This window comes from Streptomyces sp. NPDC102467, from assembly GCF_044765445.1.
Taxonomy (GTDB): Bacteria; Actinomycetota; Actinomycetes; order Streptomycetales; family Streptomycetaceae; genus Streptomyces.
Window position 1 is genome coordinate 17,219 of record NZ_JBIWKA010000020.1, and the last position, 17,832, is coordinate 35,050.

The 17,832-nt window shown below is 71.3% G+C and carries 12 protein-coding genes and 1 tRNA gene; 5 read left to right on the forward strand and 8 right to left on the reverse strand.

Going from position 1 to position 17,832, the window contains the following annotated elements:
* Positions 1-48 precede the first annotated feature (48 nt).
* Positions 49-1,497: an MFS transporter gene (locus ACIREE_RS34730; protein WP_404161424.1), complete on the reverse strand. Its 1,449-nt coding sequence runs from the start codon at positions 1,495-1,497 to the stop codon at positions 49-51.
* Between the two features lie 159 nt (positions 1,498-1,656).
* On the opposite strand from ACIREE_RS34730, the gene ACIREE_RS34735 reads away from it, so the two are divergent.
* Entirely contained in the window at positions 1,657-2,133 is a 477-nt protein-coding gene (locus ACIREE_RS34735; protein ID WP_404161426.1) for a hemerythrin domain-containing protein, read from the forward strand.
* An 82-nt stretch (positions 2,134-2,215) separates the two neighbouring features.
* Here ACIREE_RS34735 and ACIREE_RS34740 read toward each other — a convergent pair.
* Positions 2,216-2,289: transfer RNA gene (locus ACIREE_RS34740), tRNA-Pro, on the reverse strand.
* Between the two features lie 117 nt (positions 2,290-2,406).
* Here ACIREE_RS34740 and ACIREE_RS34745 point away from each other — a divergent pair.
* Complete coding sequence (locus tag ACIREE_RS34745; RefSeq protein WP_404161428.1) at positions 2,407-2,901, forward strand: DUF309 domain-containing protein; 495 nt, start codon at positions 2,407-2,409, stop codon at positions 2,899-2,901.
* A 136-nt stretch (positions 2,902-3,037) separates the two neighbouring features.
* Positions 3,038-5,113, forward strand: coding sequence for an MDR family MFS transporter (locus ACIREE_RS34750; RefSeq protein ID WP_404161431.1), 2,076 nt, complete (start codon positions 3,038-3,040; stop codon positions 5,111-5,113).
* An 18-nt stretch (positions 5,114-5,131) separates the two neighbouring features.
* Here ACIREE_RS34750 and ACIREE_RS34755 read toward each other — a convergent pair whose 3' ends face one another.
* The 5 genes from ACIREE_RS34755 to ACIREE_RS34775 all read right to left on the reverse strand — a co-directional run bounded on the left by ACIREE_RS34755 (position 5,132) and on the right by ACIREE_RS34775 (position 11,459).
* Positions 5,132-5,896, reverse strand: a complete 765-nt coding sequence (locus tag ACIREE_RS34755) for a sulfite exporter TauE/SafE family protein (protein ID WP_404161434.1) — start codon at positions 5,894-5,896, stop codon at positions 5,132-5,134.
* A gap of 74 nt (positions 5,897-5,970) precedes the next feature.
* Positions 5,971-7,488: a long-chain fatty acid--CoA ligase gene (locus ACIREE_RS34760; RefSeq protein ID WP_404161436.1), complete on the reverse strand. Its 1,518-nt coding sequence runs from the start codon at positions 7,486-7,488 to the stop codon at positions 5,971-5,973.
* 42 nt (positions 7,489-7,530) lie between these two features.
* Complete coding sequence (locus tag ACIREE_RS34765; protein ID WP_404161806.1) at positions 7,531-8,718, reverse strand: thiolase family protein; 1,188 nt, start codon at positions 8,716-8,718, stop codon at positions 7,531-7,533.
* A 351-nt stretch (positions 8,719-9,069) separates the two neighbouring features.
* Positions 9,070-9,708 carry a LuxR C-terminal-related transcriptional regulator gene (locus ACIREE_RS34770; RefSeq protein ID WP_404161808.1) on the reverse strand — a complete coding sequence of 213 codons (639 nt, stop codon included), beginning with the start codon at positions 9,706-9,708 and terminating at the stop codon, positions 9,070-9,072.
* Complete coding sequence (locus ACIREE_RS34775) at positions 9,705-11,459, reverse strand: sensor histidine kinase (RefSeq protein WP_404161439.1); 1,755 nt, start codon at positions 11,457-11,459, stop codon at positions 9,705-9,707. The genes ACIREE_RS34770 and ACIREE_RS34775 overlap by 4 nt, the downstream gene beginning before the upstream one ends.
* 124 nt (positions 11,460-11,583) lie before the next feature.
* Between ACIREE_RS34775 and ACIREE_RS34780 the strand changes: the two genes are divergently transcribed.
* Positions 11,584-14,571, forward strand: a complete 2,988-nt coding sequence (locus ACIREE_RS34780) for an NACHT domain-containing protein (RefSeq protein WP_404161443.1) — start codon at positions 11,584-11,586, stop codon at positions 14,569-14,571.
* A 74-nt stretch (positions 14,572-14,645) separates the two neighbouring features.
* On the opposite strand, the gene ACIREE_RS34785 is transcribed toward ACIREE_RS34780, so the two are convergent.
* The gene (locus tag ACIREE_RS34785) at positions 14,646-16,586 is read right to left on the reverse strand and encodes a beta-N-acetylglucosaminidase domain-containing protein (protein ID WP_404161446.1); all 1,941 of its coding nucleotides are present in this window, start codon (positions 16,584-16,586) and stop codon (positions 14,646-14,648) included.
* A 222-nt stretch (positions 16,587-16,808) separates the two neighbouring features.
* Between ACIREE_RS34785 and ACIREE_RS34790 the strand changes: the two genes are divergently transcribed.
* Entirely contained in the window at positions 16,809-17,663 is an 855-nt protein-coding gene (locus ACIREE_RS34790; RefSeq protein ID WP_404161449.1) for a TetR family transcriptional regulator C-terminal domain-containing protein, read from the forward strand.
* Positions 17,664-17,832: the final 169 nt, after the last annotated feature.

The following is a 17,832-nucleotide window of genomic DNA, read 5'->3' on the forward strand; positions in this document are numbered from 1 at the left end:
AAGGCACTTCTGAGGGATCTCCGCGGCGGGTATCGACGCCGCGCGAGCCTATCCCCGTACGCTCTCAAGCGCCCGCCCCGTGGTGCGCGGCCCGAGGAGTGCCACGTCCACGCAGAGCAGCGCCATGAGGACGGCGCACCCGGCGAACATCCCCGTCGCACCGAACGCGTCGAGGACGGCGAGGCCCACGAAGGGCAGGACGCCGCCGGTGAGCCGGGACAGCGAGTACGCGATGCCGACCGCGCTGCCGCGCATCCCGGTGGGGAACAGTTCGGCCTGGTAGACGTGGAAGGCGTTGGAGAAGATGTTCTGGGTGAGCGTCATGAGGACGCCCGCCGCGACGATCGCCACCGAGGAGTCCGCGGTGCCGAAGGCGAGGCCGAACACGGCGATCCCCGCGGCCGACGCGATGACCAGCGTCTTGCGTTCGATCCGCTCGATGAACAGGATCGAGACGGCGGAGCCGATCGGATAGCCGAGGAAGCTCAGCGCCGTGTACGTCAGCGAGTGCACCACGTCGTGGCCCTTGGCCATCAGGACGAGGGGCGCGAGGGAACCGAAGCCGTAGTAGCCGACGGTCTGCAGCACCTGGAAGATCCAGAGCATCACGGTGCTACGGAGATAAGGCGGCCGGAACAGCTCCCGGACTGCTACGACGGCTTCCTTCTCCGTCGACTCCCCCTCCTCCGGCCCCGACTCCGACTTCGAGTCGGGCTCGGGCGACGGCAGTTGAGGCGCAGGTGTCGGCGTGAGCCCGGCGCCGCGTTCCACGTCGGCGACGATCCGGTCCGCCTCGGCGTGCCGCCCCTGGGCGCTCAGCCAGCGCGGCGACTCGGGCAGCGAGCGCCGCAGCACCCAGACGAGCGCCGCGCCGAGACCGCCGAAGATCAGCAGCCACCGCCAGCCGTCGATCAGCAGATCCCGTTCGGCGACGAGCTGTCCACCGAGCAGGGCGGCGACGGGCGCGCCGCAGAAGCCGAGGGTGTACGCGACGGCGATGAAGCGCCCGCGGACCGCGCCGGGCAACAGTTCACTGACGTACGTGTCGACGAGCGGGAGTTCGGCGCCGAGGAAGATACCGGCGACGACGCGCAGCACGATCAGCCACGTCAGATCGGGGGCGCAGGCCGCGAGCAGCGAACTGACGCTGTAACCGGCGAGGTTGAGCATGAACAGCGGGCGCCGGCCGAAGCGGTCCGCCGCCCTGCCGAGCAGCACGGCCCCGGCGAACATGCCGAAGAACGGAGCGCCGACGAGCAGCGCCTTGCCGTCCGAGTCCAGCTGCCACTGCTCGGTGAGCACGCTGCCGAGCACCCCGCCGAGGAACACCTCGTACAGGTCGAAGAAGGTGGCGAGCCCGGCGAGCAGGGTGATCCGCCAGTGCCATGCGCTGATCGGTACGGCGTCCAGACGGGCGGCGACGGTGAGCCGGGCGGGCCCGTCCGCGCTCGCCGCCGTGCCGTCGCCAGATGTCGCCTCAACCGCCCCGCCGGACATGCCCGTTCCCGCCCTCCGCTGTGACCGGTGGCTCGACCGCCGCTGCAATGGGTGGTTCACCGCCGTTTTAACTGGTGCTTACATGCATGCTGCCACGAGGGGCGCCACGCACCGGCCGCCTCCACGATCCCTCCTCGGGACTGACGTATCACTGACCCCATGTGTCACTACTGCGGTTGCCGGGACATTCCCCTCATCAAGGAGTTCATCGCCGAGCACGAGCGGGTCACGGACGCCGCCGGTGACGCGCTGCGGGCTCTCGACAGCGGGGATCCGGAGCGGGCACGCGCCCTCGTGGACCGGATGGCCGTGGAGCTCGCGGCGCACTGGCGCGGCGAGGAGGACGGCTTGTTCCGGGTGATGCGCGAGGACCCCGAGTACGCGGACCACATCGCGGCCCTGGTCTCGGAGCACCGCGAACTGGCCGCGCTGCTCCCGACGTTGGACCTGACGAGGCCCGCGGACGTACGCACCTTCGCCGAGGCCGCGCACGAACTGCACCGGCACATCGCGAAGGAGGAGGACGGCCTGTTCCCGGCGTCGCTGACCGCGCTGTCGGGGGACGAATGGGACGCGTCCATGGCGGCCTGGCGCACGGCACACCCCGAGCACACCTCGGGCGAGGGGCCCCGGTGAGACGGCGATCAGCAGGGGGAAACGACTGTGGGGCCGCCTCAGATCTCTCTGAAACGGCCCCACAACCTGCGACTTCATTAAGTCGGGACGACAGGATTTGAACCTGCGACCCCTTGACCCCCAGTCAAGTGCGCTACCAAGCTGCGCCACGTCCCGATGTCGGCTGCCTTCCGGAGTCCCGTCCGGCGGCGACAGACAGAACGATACCCCAAGCTCATGGGTGGTTTGAAACCGATTCCGCGGCCACCGGCGGACGTGGGCGAGAATCGGGCCATGAGCACTTCGCAGAGCGGCGACCGGGACCGCGACGAGGAGGGCCGGGCCCGCAACGCCCGCCCCCGTGACGGTCTCGGCCGTCCCCTCCCCTACGGCACTCCCGGCGTCGACCGTCAGCCGGAGGGCGTCGTGCGCACCCCGGCAGAGACCCTGGCCGAGGCACAGGACCTGCTGGACGCGGGCCGCCCGTTCCATGCGCACGAGGTCTTCGAGGACGCCTGGAAGTCCGGCCCCGAGTCCGAGCGCGCCCTGTGGCGGGCGCTGGCCCAGATGGCGGTGGGCCTCACCCACGCGGCCCGCGGCAACGCCAGGGGCGGCGCCCGCCTGCTGCGCCGCGGAGCGGACGTCCTGGCGGCCTGGAGAGGCATCGCCCCGGCGTCCCTGGACACGGAAGGGCTCGTCCGGTGGGCGCGCGCCCTTGCGGCCCAGGTGGACCAGGGCACCCCGGTGGATGCGGCAGCCTCGGCGCCCCGGCTGAGGGCAGCCCCGTAAGGGGCGCGGGGAACGGCGCGAGCAACCGCACACCACCCGCGCCCGCCGGCCGGTCAGCACACCGAACGGCGCCAACGCGTCACCAATCCGGCCCCACCCGAATGCGCCGTCCGCCGCCCCGGTGGACCCTGCACAAGTGACCGCCACCGATACCCCGCAGCCCGCCGCAGAAGCCCCGTTCCTGGACAAGCGCCGCCGCAACGTCGTCTTCGTCACGATCATGCTGGGCATGCTGCTCGCCGCCCTCGACCAGACCATCGTCGGCACGGCCCTGCCCACGATCGTCTCGGACCTGGGCGGCGCGGCCCACATGTCGTGGGTGGTGACGGCGTACCTGCTGGCGGAGACGGTCGCCACGGTGCTCGTCGGCAAGTTCGGTGACCTGTTCGGGCGCAAGGTCGTCTTCCAGATCTCGGCGATCGTCTTCATCACCGGCTCGTTCCTGTGCGGCCTCGCGGGCAACATGACGCTGCTGATCGCCTGGCGGGCGATGCAGGGCATCGGCGCGGGCGGTCTGATGGTGACGGCGATGGCGCTGATCGCGGACGTCATCCCGCTGCGCGAGCGCGGCAAGTACCAGGGTGCGATCGGCGCCGTGTTCGGTGTGGCCACGGTCATCGGGCCGCTGCTCGGCGGCCTGTTCACGGACCATCTCACCTGGCGCTGGGCGTTCTACGTCAACGTACCGATCGCGATCATCGTGGTGATCGCCGCGGCCCGCACCATCCCGGTGGTGAAGTCGGCGACGCGGCCGGTGATCGACTATCTGGGCATCGCGCTCGTCGCGATCGGCGCGAGCGCGCTGATCCTCGCGACGAGCTGGGGCGGCAACGAGTACGCGTGGGGCTCGGCCACCATCATCGGCCTGTTCGCGGGCGGCATCGTCGCGCTCGGCCTGTTCTGCTGGGTGGAGTCGCGCGCGGCGGAACCGATGCTGCCGATGCGGCTCTTCGCCAATCCCGTCTTCACGGTCTGCTCGATCCTCAGCTTCATCGTGGGCTTCGCGATGCTGGGCGCGATGACGTTCCTGCCGACGTATCTGCAGTACGTCGACGGGGACTCGGCCACGATCTCCGGCGTGCGGACGCTGCCCATGGTGATCGGCCTGCTGATCGCGTCGATCTTCTCCGGCAACGTGGTCAGTAAGACCGGCAAGTACCGGATCTTCCCGATCGTCGGCTCGCTCGTCATGGCGCTCGGCCTGTATCTCCTCTCCCTGATGGGGAGCGCGTCCAGCGCCTGGCAGGAGTCGCTGTACATGTTCGTGCTCGGTGTCGGCATCGGCCTGTGCATGCAGGTGCTGACGATCGCCGTGCAGAACACGGTCGAGTACGCGGACCTGGGCACGGCGACGTCGGGCGTCACCTTCTTCCGTACGCTCGGCAGCTCCTTCGGGACGGCCGTCTTCGGCACGATCTACGCCAACACGCTCAAGCCGAACCTGGCGGACGGGGTGGCCGAGGCCGCCAGGTCCGGTACCGGGATCGATCCTGCGGCGCTCGCGAAGGCCGCGCAGAATCCGGCGGGGCTGCACGCGCTGCCGGCCCCCGCGCGGGCGCCCATCATCGAGGCGTACGCGGACTCGCTGCACACGGTGTTCCTGTGGACGGTGCCGGTGGCCGCGATCGGGTTCCTGGTGGCGCTCTTCCTCAAGCAGGTGCAGCTGCGCGACAGCGCGCGGATGGGCTCCTCCGACATGGGCGAGGGCTTCGCGCAGCCGACCACCGGGGATCCGGCGCATCTGCTGGAGCGGACCGTCGGCAACATCGTGAAGTCGACGGACCTGGAGACCTCCCGGCGGATCCTCTCGGCCTCGGACACCCGGCTCGACGTCGCGGGAGCCTGGGCGGTGATGCAGGTGGAGTTCTTCACGCGGATGGTCGGTCACGCGAGCCTCGGCATGATCTCGGCGCGGCGCATGCTGCCGCCTGAGGTCCTGGTGCCGGTGTTCCAGCGCATGGTCGACGAGGGCTATCTGTCGCGTACCGGCACCTACTTCTCGCACACGGAGGCGGGGAGCCGGGAGGCCGGTGTCATCAACCATGCGTGGGGCGAGTGGCTGACGGACAAGGTCGAGGCGGATCTGGGCCGCCCGCCGGGCGAGGATCTGCGGGCGGCCGTCGACACGATCGCGAAGCGGCTGCTCGCGGAGGATCTGGAGCAGGGGCTGCCGCACCAGCCGGGCTCCGACCGCACGCTCAGCCCTACGTAGAGCGGCGCACGCCGTAGCTCAGTGCAGCAGGAGTTGCAGGCCGCCGAGGATCGTGGCCGCGATGACCAGGCGCTCGAACAAACGCTGGTTGATGCGGTTCACGGCCCATTTGCCGAGCAGGGCCCCCGGCACGACGAACGCGACGAGGGCGGCATCGAGGAGGAGCGAGCGGCCGTCGATGAGGCCGAGGCCCACGCTGAACGGCACTTTCGCGGAGTTCACGATGAGGAAGAACCACGCGGAGGTGCCGAGGAAGCCCAGCTTCCGGAAGCCCGCGGAGAGCAGGTACATCGACATCACGGGGCCGCCGGCGTTGGCGACCATTGTGGTGAAGCCACCGAGCACCCCGTAGGAGCCTGCTTTGACCCGGGCCGCGCGGGTCGCCGTCTCCTCGACCTCGGGGACCCCGGCCTTCCGGCGCCGCCACAGGGTGACCGCCGCCATCAGCAGCAGGATCGCCCCGATGGACGTGCGGACGGCCCCGTCGCCGGCGTAGGCGAGGAAGACCGTGCCGAGCACCACTCCCCCGGCGACGGCGGGGAACAGCCGCCACAGGGTGGGCCAGTGGGCGTGCCGCCGATAGGTGAGGACGGCGAGGATGTCGCCGCAGATCAGGATCGGCAGCAGCACGCCGGTGGAGGCGCGGGCGGGCAGGATCGCGGCGAAGACGGCGAGGCTGACCGTGTTGGCGCCGCTGACGGCGGTCTTGGAGAAGCCCACCAGCAGAGCCGCGGCGGCCAGGGCGGTGAACTCCCAAGGGGTGACCCCGAATATGTCGTGCATGGCGGGCCGATGGTAGACCCACCTATCCGGGGAGCGTCAGGGGCGCCACATGGTGATACGCGTGACCGCGCGGGTCAACGGCCCGCGTACGTAGCCCTCAGCTCACGCTTGAGGATCTTCATGCTGGGGCCCAGCGGCAACTGGTCGGTGAACTCGATCCGGCGCGGGTACTTGTGCTTGCCGAGGTGTTCCTTGGACCAGGCGGTGAGTTCCGCCGCGTCCAGTTCGGTGCCGGGCTTCAGCACGATCACCGCGCAGACCTCTTCGCCGTGCACGTCGTCGGGCAGCCCGATGACCGCGGCGTGCCCGATGCCGGGGTGACGCATCAGGACCTCCTCGACCTCGCGCGGGTACACGTTGTAGCCGCCGCGGATGATGATGTCTTTCTTGCGGTCGACGATGCGCAGATAGCCGTCCCCGTCCTTGGTGCCGAGGTCGCCGGTGCGGAACCAGCCGTCGACCAGGGCCTCGGCGGTCGCCTCGGGGCGGCCCAGGTAGCCGGTGAAGACACAGTGGCCACGGACGACGACCTCGCCGAGTTCGCCGGTCGGCAGCAGGTCGACGCGGTCCTCGACCTCGGCGCGCGCGATCTCCACGTCGACGCCCCACAAGGGCTGTCCGATGGTGCCCGGTCGGGCGCCGAACACGGGCTGGTTGGCGGCGGCCGCCGGAGACGTCTCCGAGAGGCCGTAGCCCTCGTAGACGGTCGCGCCGAAGGCCTGCTCGAAGCCCTCCAGGACCGCGACCGGGAGCGAGGCGCCGCCCGAGACGCAGATCTTCAGCTGCGGCAGCTTCTCGGCGCCCGGCGCCGCGGAGAGGAGGTTCACGTACATCGTCGGGACGCCGTGGAACGTGTTGACGTTCTCGGTGACCATCAGGTCGATCGCGCGGGCCGCGTCGAAGCGGGGCAGCAGGACGAGGGTCGCGCCCGCCCGCCAGGTCGCGTTCATGGAGACGGTCTGGCCGAACGCGTGGAAGAGCGGCAGCGCGCCGAGCGCGATGTCGTCGGGGTGCACGTCGTGGGCGTCGAAGGCGCTGACCGTCGCGTTCATCACCAGGTTGAAGTGGCTGAGCTCGGCGCCCTTGGGGACGCCGGTGGTGCCGCTGGTGTAGAAGATGACGGCCGGGTCGTCGGCCTCGCGGGTCACGTAGGACGTCAACGGCTGGGCATCTTCGGTCAGTTGCTCCAGTTCGCCGCCCGCGCCGAGTGTCACCATGCGCACGCCCGTGGCCTCCGCGGCGGCCGCGCCGACCGCCGCCTGCGCCGGGTGGCACAGGAGCAGGGTCGCCTCGCTGTCCTTGAGGACGTGCCGCACTTCCTCGGCCGACAGCAGCAGGTGTACGGGGACGACGACCGCGCCGGCCGCGAGTGCCGCGTAGTACGCGCGCGGGAACTCGGCCGTGTTGGGCGCCATCAGGGCGACCCGGTCCCCCGGGCGGACGCCGACGCCGGTCAGGGCGGCGGCCTGCTTGCGGGCCTGCAGCCACAGCTCCGCGAAGGTGAGGCGCAGTTCTCCCTCCACGAGCCCGGTCTTGTCGGGGCGGCGGCGGGCGGACTCGGCGAGGATCGCGGCGAGGGACAGGGTTGCCATGGGGGTGGTGCTCCGTTCGGTGCTTCCTGCTGTGGTGTGGGTTCAGCCGCGTTCGACGAGTACGGCGCTGCCCTGGCCGACGCCGACGCACATGGTGGCGAGGCCCCGCGCGGCGCCGGTGCGGCGCAGTCGGTGCAGCAGGGTGGTGAGGATGCGGGCGCCGGAGCAGCCCAGCGGGTGGCCGAGCGCGATGGCGCCGCCGCTGGGGTTCACGAGCTCCGGGTCGATGCCGAGGCTCTCGACGCAGGCGAGGGCCTGCGCGGCGAACGCCTCGTTGAACTCGGCCTCTTCGATGTCGTCGATCGACCAGCCGACGCGGCCGAGTGCCTTGCGCGTCGCAGGCACCGGGCCGATGCCCATGACGTCGGGGTGGACTCCGGCCGAGGCTCCGGCGACGTAGCGGCCGAGGGATTCCAGGCCCAGGTCGTGCAGGGCTTCCTCGCTGACGAGGAGCAGTCCCGCGGCGCCGTCGTTCATGGGAGAGGCATTGCCCGCGGTGACCGAACCGCCCTTGCGGAACACGGGCTTGAGGCCGCCGAGCTTCTCCAGGGACGTATCGGGGCGGATGCATTCGTCGGCGTCGACGACGACACCGTCGGGCCGCGTGACCGGAAGGATCTCGGCGTCGAAGAGGCCGTCCTTGCGCGCGGCGGCGGCCCGCTGGTGGCTGCGCAGCGCGAACGCGTCCTGGCGCTCGCGCGAGACCGCGTACCGCTCGGCCACCTCCTCCGCGGTCTCGCCCATCGCGAGGACGCCGTGCAGTTCCTTCATCTTCGGGTTGACCAGGCGCCAGCCCAGGCGGGTGTCGTACGTCTGCATCGTGTGCGGGAGCGCGTCGTCGGGGCGGGGCAGCAGGAAGGGGGCGCGGCTCATGGACTCGGAGCCGCCCGCGAGCACGATGTCGGCCTCCCCGGCGGCGATGGTGCGCGCCGCGGTGGTGACGGCCTCCAGGCCGGAGGCACAGAGCCGGTTCACGGTCGCGCCGGGCACCGATTCGGGGAGGCCGGCGAGGAGGGCGGCCATCCGCGCGACGTTGCGGTTGTCCTCGCCCGCCTGGTTGGCGGCGCCCCAGTAGATGTCGTCGATCCGGGCCGGGTCGAGTCCGGGGACGTCCGCCAGCACGCCGCGCATCACCGTCGCCGCGAGGTCGTCGGGGCGGATGGCGGAGAGGGCTCCGCGCAGCTTTCCGATCGGGGTGCGGCGGGCGGCGGCGAAGTGCACGGGGCGCAAGGTCAGCTCCAAGGGACAGCGGTAAATTAGCACTGCTAGTTTTGGACTATAGACCCGGGCCGCGGGCACTGTGAAGGGGCGCAGGGGAGCAATCACCCCGCCGGACGCCCGACCGGTCGCCGGTGAGCAAATAGGGACATGCCGTGATCAAAGAGGTGGGCGCCGTTCCACATCTCAGGGCTGGCCCTGATGTCCCGGCCGCCCTCACCGCCTACATTCGAAGTCCGGCACCGCTCCGCAGACGATGTACGGGGGCCACGGGGGAAAACGGGGGACGACGTCGTCTCCGGAGCGGACAGCCGGGACCTCTTGCACGGGTCCGCGCGGGCTGCGAAGACAGAGAAGGCAGTCTCAGCCGCGCAGATACGTGAGAACGGCCATGACCCGCCGGTGCTCGAGCAGGTCGGGCTCCAGGCGCAGCTTGCCGAAGATGTTGCGGACATGGGTCTCGACCGTCTTGCCGCCGATGACCAGCTGCTGCGCGATGGCCTCGTTCGAGCGGCCCTCGGCCATCAGCGTCAGGACGTCGCGCTCACGGCCGGTCAGCTCGTCGAGCGGGCCCGCCGCCCGCGGCGCCTCCATCAGCCGGGCGACCACCAGCGGATCGAGCACGGTCTCGCCGGCGGCGACCCGCTTCAGCGCACCGTGCAGCTCGTCGATGTCGGCGACACGCTCCTTGAGCAGGTAGCCGAAGCCTTCCGGCCGCTCGGCGAGCGCCTGCACGGTGGACGACGTCTCCACGTACTGCGACAGCAGCAGGACGCCGGTGCCCGGATGGGCGGCGCGGATCGCGGCCGCCGCGACAAGGCCCTCGTCCGTGTGGGTGGGCGGCATCCGGATGTCGAGCAGCACGGCGTCGGGCGCGTGCGCGGCGACGAGGCCGAGCAGCGGCACGGTGTCCGCGCACTCGGCGGCCACCTCGATCCCCTCGTCGGTGAGCAGCCGCACGATCCCCTGCCGAAGGAGCGCCGAGTCCTCGGCCACGATCACCCGCACGGAAGCTCCGCCCTGATTCGGGTCCCGCCACCGGCGGGACTGTGGATGTGCAGTACGCCGTCGACGGCGGCGAGCCGGTCGGCGAGGCCGCGCAAGCCGGTGCCGCGCCCGGTGTCGGCCCCGCCGACACCGTCGTCGACCGTCTCCACGACGAGCAGGCCGTCCTGGTGCCGGGCCGAGACGCTGACGGCGCGGGCCCGCGCGTGCTTGGCCGCGTTGGTGAGGGCCTCGCAGACGGTGAAGTAGGCGGTGCTCTCGACGAGCGGGTCGTAGCGCCGGGGCTCGGCCGCGACGACGACCGGCAGCGCGGCCTCCTTCGCGAGGGCGTTGAGCGCGGGCGCGAGCCCTTCGCGGGTGAGCACGGCCGGGTGGATGCCCTGCGCGATGCCGCGCAGCTCCTCGATGGCCAGGCGCAGGCTCGACTCGGCCTCGCCCGCGGCCGCGCGCAACGTCTCGTCGGAGTGGTCGGCGAGCCCGCGCTGCACCCGGCGTACGGCCATGAGCGCGAAGACCAGACGGGCCTGCGCCCCGTCGTGCAAGTCCCTTTCCAGGCGCCCGCGTTCGGCGTCCGCGGCCTGGACGATGCGGGTGGCGACGTCCTTGGCGCGGGTGCGCAGCCAGACGTTCTCCAGCGCGAGACGCAGCGCGGCGGCGACGGACTCCAGCAGTTCGGGGTCATCCATCAGCGCCGGGTCGTGGTGGAGCAGGGCGAGCGGGCGGCCGTCGGACGCGCCGACCCGGGTGCGTCCCGGCCCCTCGGGGCTCACCTCGCGGCCCGCGCCGTCGACGTACGCGCCCCGTTCCTCGCGCCACATGCCGAGCCGCAGCGTCGGGTCGCCGAGGACGCGCACGAGGGCCTCGCGGACCTTGGTCGAGTCGGGGTCCGTGCCCACGTCGATGACGAGCCCGCTGACCTCGGCCCGCTGCAGATGCATGCGCAGCAGGCCGCCGAGGAAGGCGAAGGGGACGGCGACCTGCGCGAGGTCGGAGAGCAGGTAGACGGCCTGTTCGGCGACGGAGCCGACCTCGCCGAACCACGGCACGACGTAGAACAGCATGTCCCACATCAGGAACACGACAGCGACGCCGATCCCGATCCAGGCGGGGAGCAGCGCCCGCCTGCGCGCGGCGGACGCGTGCCGCCAGCGCAGCACGATCGCGACGGCGGCGACCGCCGAGATCACCCACCCCGCCGCGTGGTACAAGGCGTCGAAGGTGTCGAACATGCCGTGCCAGGGCGGTACGAAGAAGAGGTTGGGCCCGCAGTCGCGGCAGTCCAGATATGTCGCGCCGGTGTCCGTCGCCGGGTCGAACAGGAGCGTACGCAGCAGACCGCCGACGGCGACGAGCCCGTACGCGAACTGGACGAGGCGCCGGGTGAGGACCGTGGTGAGGCGCCCCTCCGGGAAGGAGAGGATGAGGTGCAGGAGCACCGCCATGTTCAGCGCCTCCCACCAGGCGCCGAACGTGAACAGGGCCGGGTTCGCGGTGCCTTGAAGGTTGCCGAAGAACCAGGTGATGCCTTCGAGCACCATGAGGCGGCCGGTGTTGTTCGCGGGCCTGCGCCGCCAGGCCATGAGTCCGGCGACCACGTACGCCCAGCCGACCGCGAGGTCGCGCACCAGGTCGGACGCGGACGCACCGGCCCGCGCGTACGCCCACGATCCCGCCGCACCCGATACGACAGCGACGGCGGCGGCCCCGGTCAGGCGCAGCCGAACCGCCCGCTTCCCCTGACTGTCCACCGCCACACCGTAGGCCATTCGGGGGGTCACGGAGTACGCCGGTCGGGGGCGCGCGAAGTTCTGTACTGTCGGGACGCGTACCAGGCAATGCCGATCGGGGGGCGTAATGGCATCGCGGAGGTTGTTGTCATTCGCGGACGCGCTGGAGTTGCTGGGGATCGACTCCGCGCGGATCGCCGCGCTGGACCGGGCGCTCGGCGGGGCGCTGAATATGGCGACCGGCGGCGCGAGCGGCACGGTCCTCGGCATGGTCTCGGGGCGCGGCCGGATCGTCGGAGCGGGCCGGGACGCGGTGCGCGGACTCGGGGAACGTCTCGGGCGCGCTGCGGCACGGGCCGAGCGGACGGACGTGCTGCGGGCGGCGCACACGGTGATCGTGGTGGTGGCGTGGTTCGAGGCGCTGGAGGAGGCGCAACTGCCGTTCTCGTTCGACGATTTGGAGCTGACGCGGGACGAGCAGGTACGGATCGCGCAGCGGGCGTCGGGGGACGGATCCCACCCCGACAGCCGCTGGCAGTCGCTGCTCACCGTCGAAGCGCCGATCCCCACACCGGACATCCCGCCCGAGGACGTCCCCGGCCTCCTGCTCCCCCACTACCTCGTCCTGGCGGACGCCTTCGAGCAGTTCCTGCACGGACTCGCTCTCACCGAGAGACATTCGATGCGGCAGCACGCCGAGATCCGGATGTCGCTACTCGACATGGCCGGTGCCGCGGTCGCCCGGTACGAGGAGTTGTACGCCCAACTCATACAGCAGGCACCGGAGTTCCAGTTCTGGACGACCCGGATCGAGCACTGGTCCACCCGCAACCAGGTGCGTCTCGCCCTGTCCGGCATCGACACACTGCTCGCGCGGACCGCGCAGACGCTCGCCCCGCCCGTCGACGTGGCCGCGGCCCTCGCCCGGGCCCACCTCGCCGACCTCGGTCATCCCGTCCTCGACGCCACGAGCGCACCGGAGGGGTTCGAGGTCCCCCCGCTGGAGGACATGTACCTGGACCCGGACTTCCGGGTCGCGGTACCCGGACGCCAGGGGAATCCGGCGGACGAACACTGGTGGGAACAGGTCGACGTCCGCCAGGACCTGACGCGCTACCTCGCCGGAGCGCTGACCAGCCCGGCGCTCACCGAGGCCCCGCTCCTCGTCCTCGGCCACCCGGGTGCCGGCAAGTCCGTACTGACCCGGGTGCTCGCCGCTCGGCTGCCCGCCGCCGGATTCCTGCCGGTACGGGTCCCCCTGCGCGACGTACGCGCCGAGGACGAGTTGCAGGACCAGATCGAGCAGGCGATCCGCTCGGTCACCGGTGAACGCACGACGTGGCCCGAGCTGGTCCGCGCCGCGGGCGGCGCCACGCCCGTTCTGCTCCTGGACGGCTTCGACGAGCTGCTCCAGACGACAGGCGTCCACCACACCGACTTCCTGGTCCGCGTGGCCCGCTTCCAGCAGCGCGAGGCCGAACAAGGCCGCTCGGTACTGGCGCTGGTCACCAGCCGCGCCACGGTCGCCGACCGGGCCCGCCACCCCGAGGGCATGGCGGCATTGCGCCTCGAACCGTTCCGGCCGGAACAGATTCAGCGGTGGCTGGCCATCTGGAACGAGGCCAACGCTTCCAGCGGACAGCCGCTCACCTGGGAAGCAGTCGACCGTCACCGCGAACTCGCCGAGCAGCCGCTGCTGTTGACGATGCTCGCGCTGCACGACGCGACCGAAGGAAGGCTCCGCGGCGAGACCGGCGAGCCCCTCGCCGTCACCGAACTGTACGAGGAGCTCCTGTCGACGTTCGCACGGCGCGAGGTGACCAAGACAAGTCCGGGCGCGGTCCCCGATCATGTGCTGGACGAGCGGGTGGAGCAGGAGTTGCAGCGCCTGTCCCTCGTCGCCTTCGCCCTGTTCAACCGCAGCCGCCAGTGGGTGTCCGCGGACGAGCTCGACGCGGACCTCGTGGCGCTGCTCGGCAAGCAGGTCTCCCAGGACATCGGCTTCCGTACGCCACTCGACGCGGCGGAGGTCGCCCTCGGCCGGTTCTTCTTCGTACAGCGGGCGCAGTCGCTGCGGGACGGACGTGTCCTGGCGACGTACGAATTCCTGCACGCGACGTTCGGCGAGTACCTGACGGTCCGTCTGACGCTGCGCCTGCTGACCGATCTGCTGCCGGCCCGGCCTTCCGCGTTCTCGCTCGCCGAGGGCAGGATCGACGATGATCTGGCCTACACACTGCTGTCGTACGCGCCCCTGTCGTCCCGTCAGATGACGCACTTCGCGGTGGAACTAACGCAGCGGATGCCGGCCGCGGAGCGGGACCGGCTCGCCTCGCGCCTCGTCGAGGTACTACGGGTCCACGGGGCCCGCACCACCGATCAGTACCCGGCCTACCGTCCTGCCGCGCTGCGTACCGCGGCACGCCACGGTCTCTACGGTGCGAACCTGGTGCTGATGATCGTGGTTCTGCGCGGGCGCACGTCCGCGGCGGAGTTGTTCCCCGAGGCCGCCGACCCGGTCCACGTCTGGCACCGGCACTGCATGCTGTGGCGGTCGTCGATGGACGAGGAGCAGTGGACGGACTTCGCTCTCACCTTCACCCCCCGGCAGGCCTGGGGCGAGGGCGGCGGGCGCACGCTGACGATCACTCTGCGCGCAGGGACGCTGCGCGCACCCCAGCCGGTCGACGCGAACTGGCTGTTCGGTTATCCGCAGGGGCACGGGGGCGAGGTGTGGCAGCGGTCGTACTGGGACGAGCTGTGGCACAAGGCCGCGGTGACGGGGTCCACGGCCGACTCGATTCTGCGCCTCGCGCTGGAGCCGGTGATCGGCAATCTGGGCCCTGCCCTGACGACGTTCGTTCCCGTCGATGGTGAGCGGGCTTCCTCCCTGGCGCACGACTTGCTGGAGCTCCTTCTCCACGACACGACAGAGCTGACCGATGACGAACTGATCGCGCTCTACGAGCGAACCGTGCGTGGCCTCGGCCTGATGCCGCACGGATGGCACAATTTCGGCCGGGTGGTGCAGGCGCTGCTCACCGTCCATGAGCGGGACAAGGACCGACTGGGCGACAGCGTGCGGGACATGCTCAGGAGTCAGACCCTCGGGCCCCTCGATCGGCTTTCCTGAGCCTGTCCCGCACGTCCCGCTCCGGATCGGTTCCAGCGCCCGGCCGCACAGCAGGCTGAACGCGAGGCGTCGCCTCAGGACTCCTGCGCCGCCGTGTCGTGGAGCGCGTCGACCTTGGTGACGAAGTCCTGGAGGAAGGGGTCGGCGATCTTGACGGGGCCGAGCTGGTGGTGTTCGGCCGGGTCGACGGTGATGCGCGCGGCGGTGTCGGCGGCGGTGTCCATGGCCTTTCGTGCGGCGGCCGCGCCGCCCGTGTCGTGGGCGCCGATCGCGCGCAGCGCCGTGAGCCCCTGGCGCAGCGCCTCGCCCCAGTGCTCGGTGGCGGTGAGCCAGCGGTCGGCGTCGTGCAGGAACAGCTGGTCGGGGACGCCTGCGCGGAGCACGGCCGGGGTTCGCGCGATCGTGGCGGCCTTCGGGGCGAAGGTGCGGATCGCGGCGCGCGGATCGGACTCGTACGTCTTCCAGAACGCGGCCAACTCGGCGCCGAGTACGGGCGATTGGGGCTGCCAGGGTGTCGCGCCGAAGGTGGGTGCCATGTGGTTGAGGTCGACGAAGACCTGTACGGCGTCGGCCACGTGCGGGTCGCCGCCCGCGAGGTGCAGGGCCGACCGGCGGGCGGAGCGGGTGCGGTCGTAGCCGCGGTCGTTCCACGAGAAGTCGGACATGGTGAAGACGGCGAGCTTGCTGGCCGCCTCCTGGTTCATGGGGTTGGAGACGAGTCCGCTGAGGTTGTCGGAGAGGCCCGGCTCGCGCTTGTCGTACGGAGCGAGGAGCAGGCGTCCGGCGGTCTGCCCGAAGTCGTTGACGGGGTAGTTGTCCCAGACGAACACCTTGCGCCCGAACAGCTGGGAGGCCTGCTGTGCCTGGGAGTTGGTGATGTCGGACGGTACGACGTCGGTACCGGTCCACATCACTTCGACGGCCGGGTCGAGGTGCGCGCGGAGCTCCTGCTTGTACGCGGTATCGGCGAGGTCGCCGTACTCGGTGGGCACCATCTGCAGCGGGTTGGCGCCGTCGTGCGTGGCGACGAAGTCCTTCTGGACGGCGTTCAGGAGACCGACCTGCGCCTGGGCAGCGGGGCCGCGACCGGGAGCGCCGAACTTCGCCTCGTCGGCGGCGCAGTTCCACTTCGTGTAGCTGATGTCGTCGAGCGGGACGGAGAAGGAGCGCACCCCCAGGTCGTACAGGGACTGGAGTTTGGCGGTGAGCGCCTTGACGTCGGCCGGATCGGAGTAGCAGACGGAGCCGCCGGGCGAGACGGCGAAGGTGAACCGGACGTGGTTGACGCCGGCCCGGTCGACGAGGTCGCCGAGCTCCGTCAGCTTGTCGGCGGGGTAGGGGGCGCGCCACTTGTCGCGGTGGTACGGGTCGTCCTTGGGCGCGTACACGTACGTGTTGGACTTGACCTCGCCGAGGAAGTCCATCTGGTCGAGGCGTTCGTCGGTGGTCCACGGCGGGCCGTAGAAGCCTTCGATGCTGCCGCGCAGCTCCATCGACGGGAAGTCGCTGACCGAGGCGCCCGCGACGGCGTGCCGGTTGACGAGTTGACGCAGGGTCTGGGCCGCGTAGAACTGGCCGGTGGCGTCCGTGCCGCCGAGCGCGACGGTGCCCTTGGCCGCGCGCAGGGCGTAGCCCTCGGCGTGGTCGGGGACGTCGGTGCCGCGCAGGGCGCGGGCGATGTCGGGCCGGGTGGCGGGGCCGAGCAGGACGGTGAGCGGGGCGCGGCCCGAGGCCTTGGCCCGTACGTCGACCGCACGCACTCCGCGGTCCGTGAGGATCGCGGTGACGCGGGCGCGGGCGGCGGGGTCGGTGGCGTCGTCGACGACAAGCTCGGCGCGGGCCGGCAGGGGCACGTCGGCGCCCGCGCGGGCGATGTGCTGCGGGGTCGGCGAGACGGTGGGCAGCGGGCGCGGCTTCGCGGCCGGGGCCGCGGTGACCGTCGGGGCCGCCCCGATGGACGCGGCGAGGAGCAGGGCTGCGGCGGTACAGGCCTTCAGTGTTCTCCGGGCGGTCATCCGGAACGCCTCCAAGGGCTCGCAAGTCTCGCGGAAAGCGCTTGTGTGGCCTGCACACTAAATCCCTTCGGCCGACGCGACAAGAGGGCACGGTCGGGTCCGGTGGGACAGGTATTGCGCACCTGACTGATGAGCAAGTCAGGTGCGCAATACCTGCTCCTACATGGCTTTCTTCAGGTTGCGTGTTGAGTTCTTCTCAATACGTGGTTAGGGTCGGGCCCCGTGGAAACCAACGACGTCCCCGACCGCGCACCGAGCGCCGACACCGCCGCCCGCGTCCGCGAGGTCATCGCGGCAGCGGGAGTCAGCCAGCGTGAGTTCGCGCGCCGCATCGTCATGGATCCGTCGAAGCTGTCGCGGTCGCTGAGCGGCACCCGCCGCTTCACGGCCGCCGAGCTGGCGCGGATCGCCGACGAGGGCAGGGTCGACGCCGGCCGGCTGCTCGGGGTGCTGCCCCAGGAGCAGGCCCCGGCCGTCGTCGCGCCCGTCGAGGGCGGGCGTCCGCTGCAGATCGTCCGCGAGACGGTCCGGCTCGTCGCCGAGCACGGATTCCACGCGGTGCGGGTCGCCGACATCGCCCGCGCCTGTGCCACCAGCACCGCCGCGATCCACTACCACTTCCCCGGCCGCGCCGACCTGTTGGAGGCGGCGGTGCGCTGGTGCATGGACGAGGACACCGCTCGCCGTGCCGCCCGGCTCGCCGCGGCGGACGACGCGGTGGCGGAGCTGGCCCAGCTCATCGAGTTGCAGACGCCCCGCACCGGGCAGCAGCGCCGCCAGTGGGCGGTCTGGCTCGACCTGTGGGCCGAGGCCGCGCGCTCCACGGCGGTCGGCCGGCTGCACGCCGAGTACTACCGGCAGTGGCGGGAGACCGTCGCCGACGTCGTACGAAGAGGCGTCGCCCAGGGCGTGTTCCGTCAGGCGATCGACCCGGAGGCGGCGGCGCTCACGCTGACCGCGCTGATCGACGGCCTGGCCACGCAGGTCCTGGCGTCCGGAACGGCCGGTACCGGCCCGGAGGAGATGCACACCGCGCTTGAGGCGCACGTGCGCACGACGCTCCTCAAGACTCCCTGAGGGGTCATCCAGGAACGCGGGGCCGTATCGACATGCGGCTCCGCCGCGCACCCGGCGACCAGCCACGACGCAACCCGCACCCGCACCCGACAATGCATCACACTCCCCCCACGGCGCGAAGGCCGCGGGGCTCCGCTCCGGACCCCGCTCCCCGATCGCCGTAGGGGCT

Excerpts from the sequence above, each read along its gene's own strand:
- ACIREE_RS34755 (WP_404161434.1), bottom strand. The coding sequence starts at position 5,896 with ATGCACGACATATTCGGGGTCACCCCTTGGGAGTTCACCGCCCTGGCC.
- ACIREE_RS34760 (WP_404161436.1), bottom strand. The coding sequence starts at position 7,488 with ATGGCAACCCTGTCCCTCGCCGCGATCCTCGCCGAGTCCGCCCGCCGC.
- ACIREE_RS34745 (WP_404161428.1), top strand. The coding sequence starts at position 2,407 with ATGAGCACTTCGCAGAGCGGCGACCGGGACCGCGACGAGGAGGGCCGG.
- ACIREE_RS34785 (WP_404161446.1), bottom strand. The coding sequence starts at position 16,586 with ATGACCGCCCGGAGAACACTGAAGGCCTGTACCGCCGCAGCCCTGCTC.
- ACIREE_RS34735 (WP_404161426.1), top strand. The coding sequence starts at position 1,657 with ATGTGTCACTACTGCGGTTGCCGGGACATTCCCCTCATCAAGGAGTTC.
- ACIREE_RS34730 (WP_404161424.1), bottom strand. The coding sequence starts at position 1,497 with ATGTCCGGCGGGGCGGTTGAGGCGACATCTGGCGACGGCACGGCGGCG.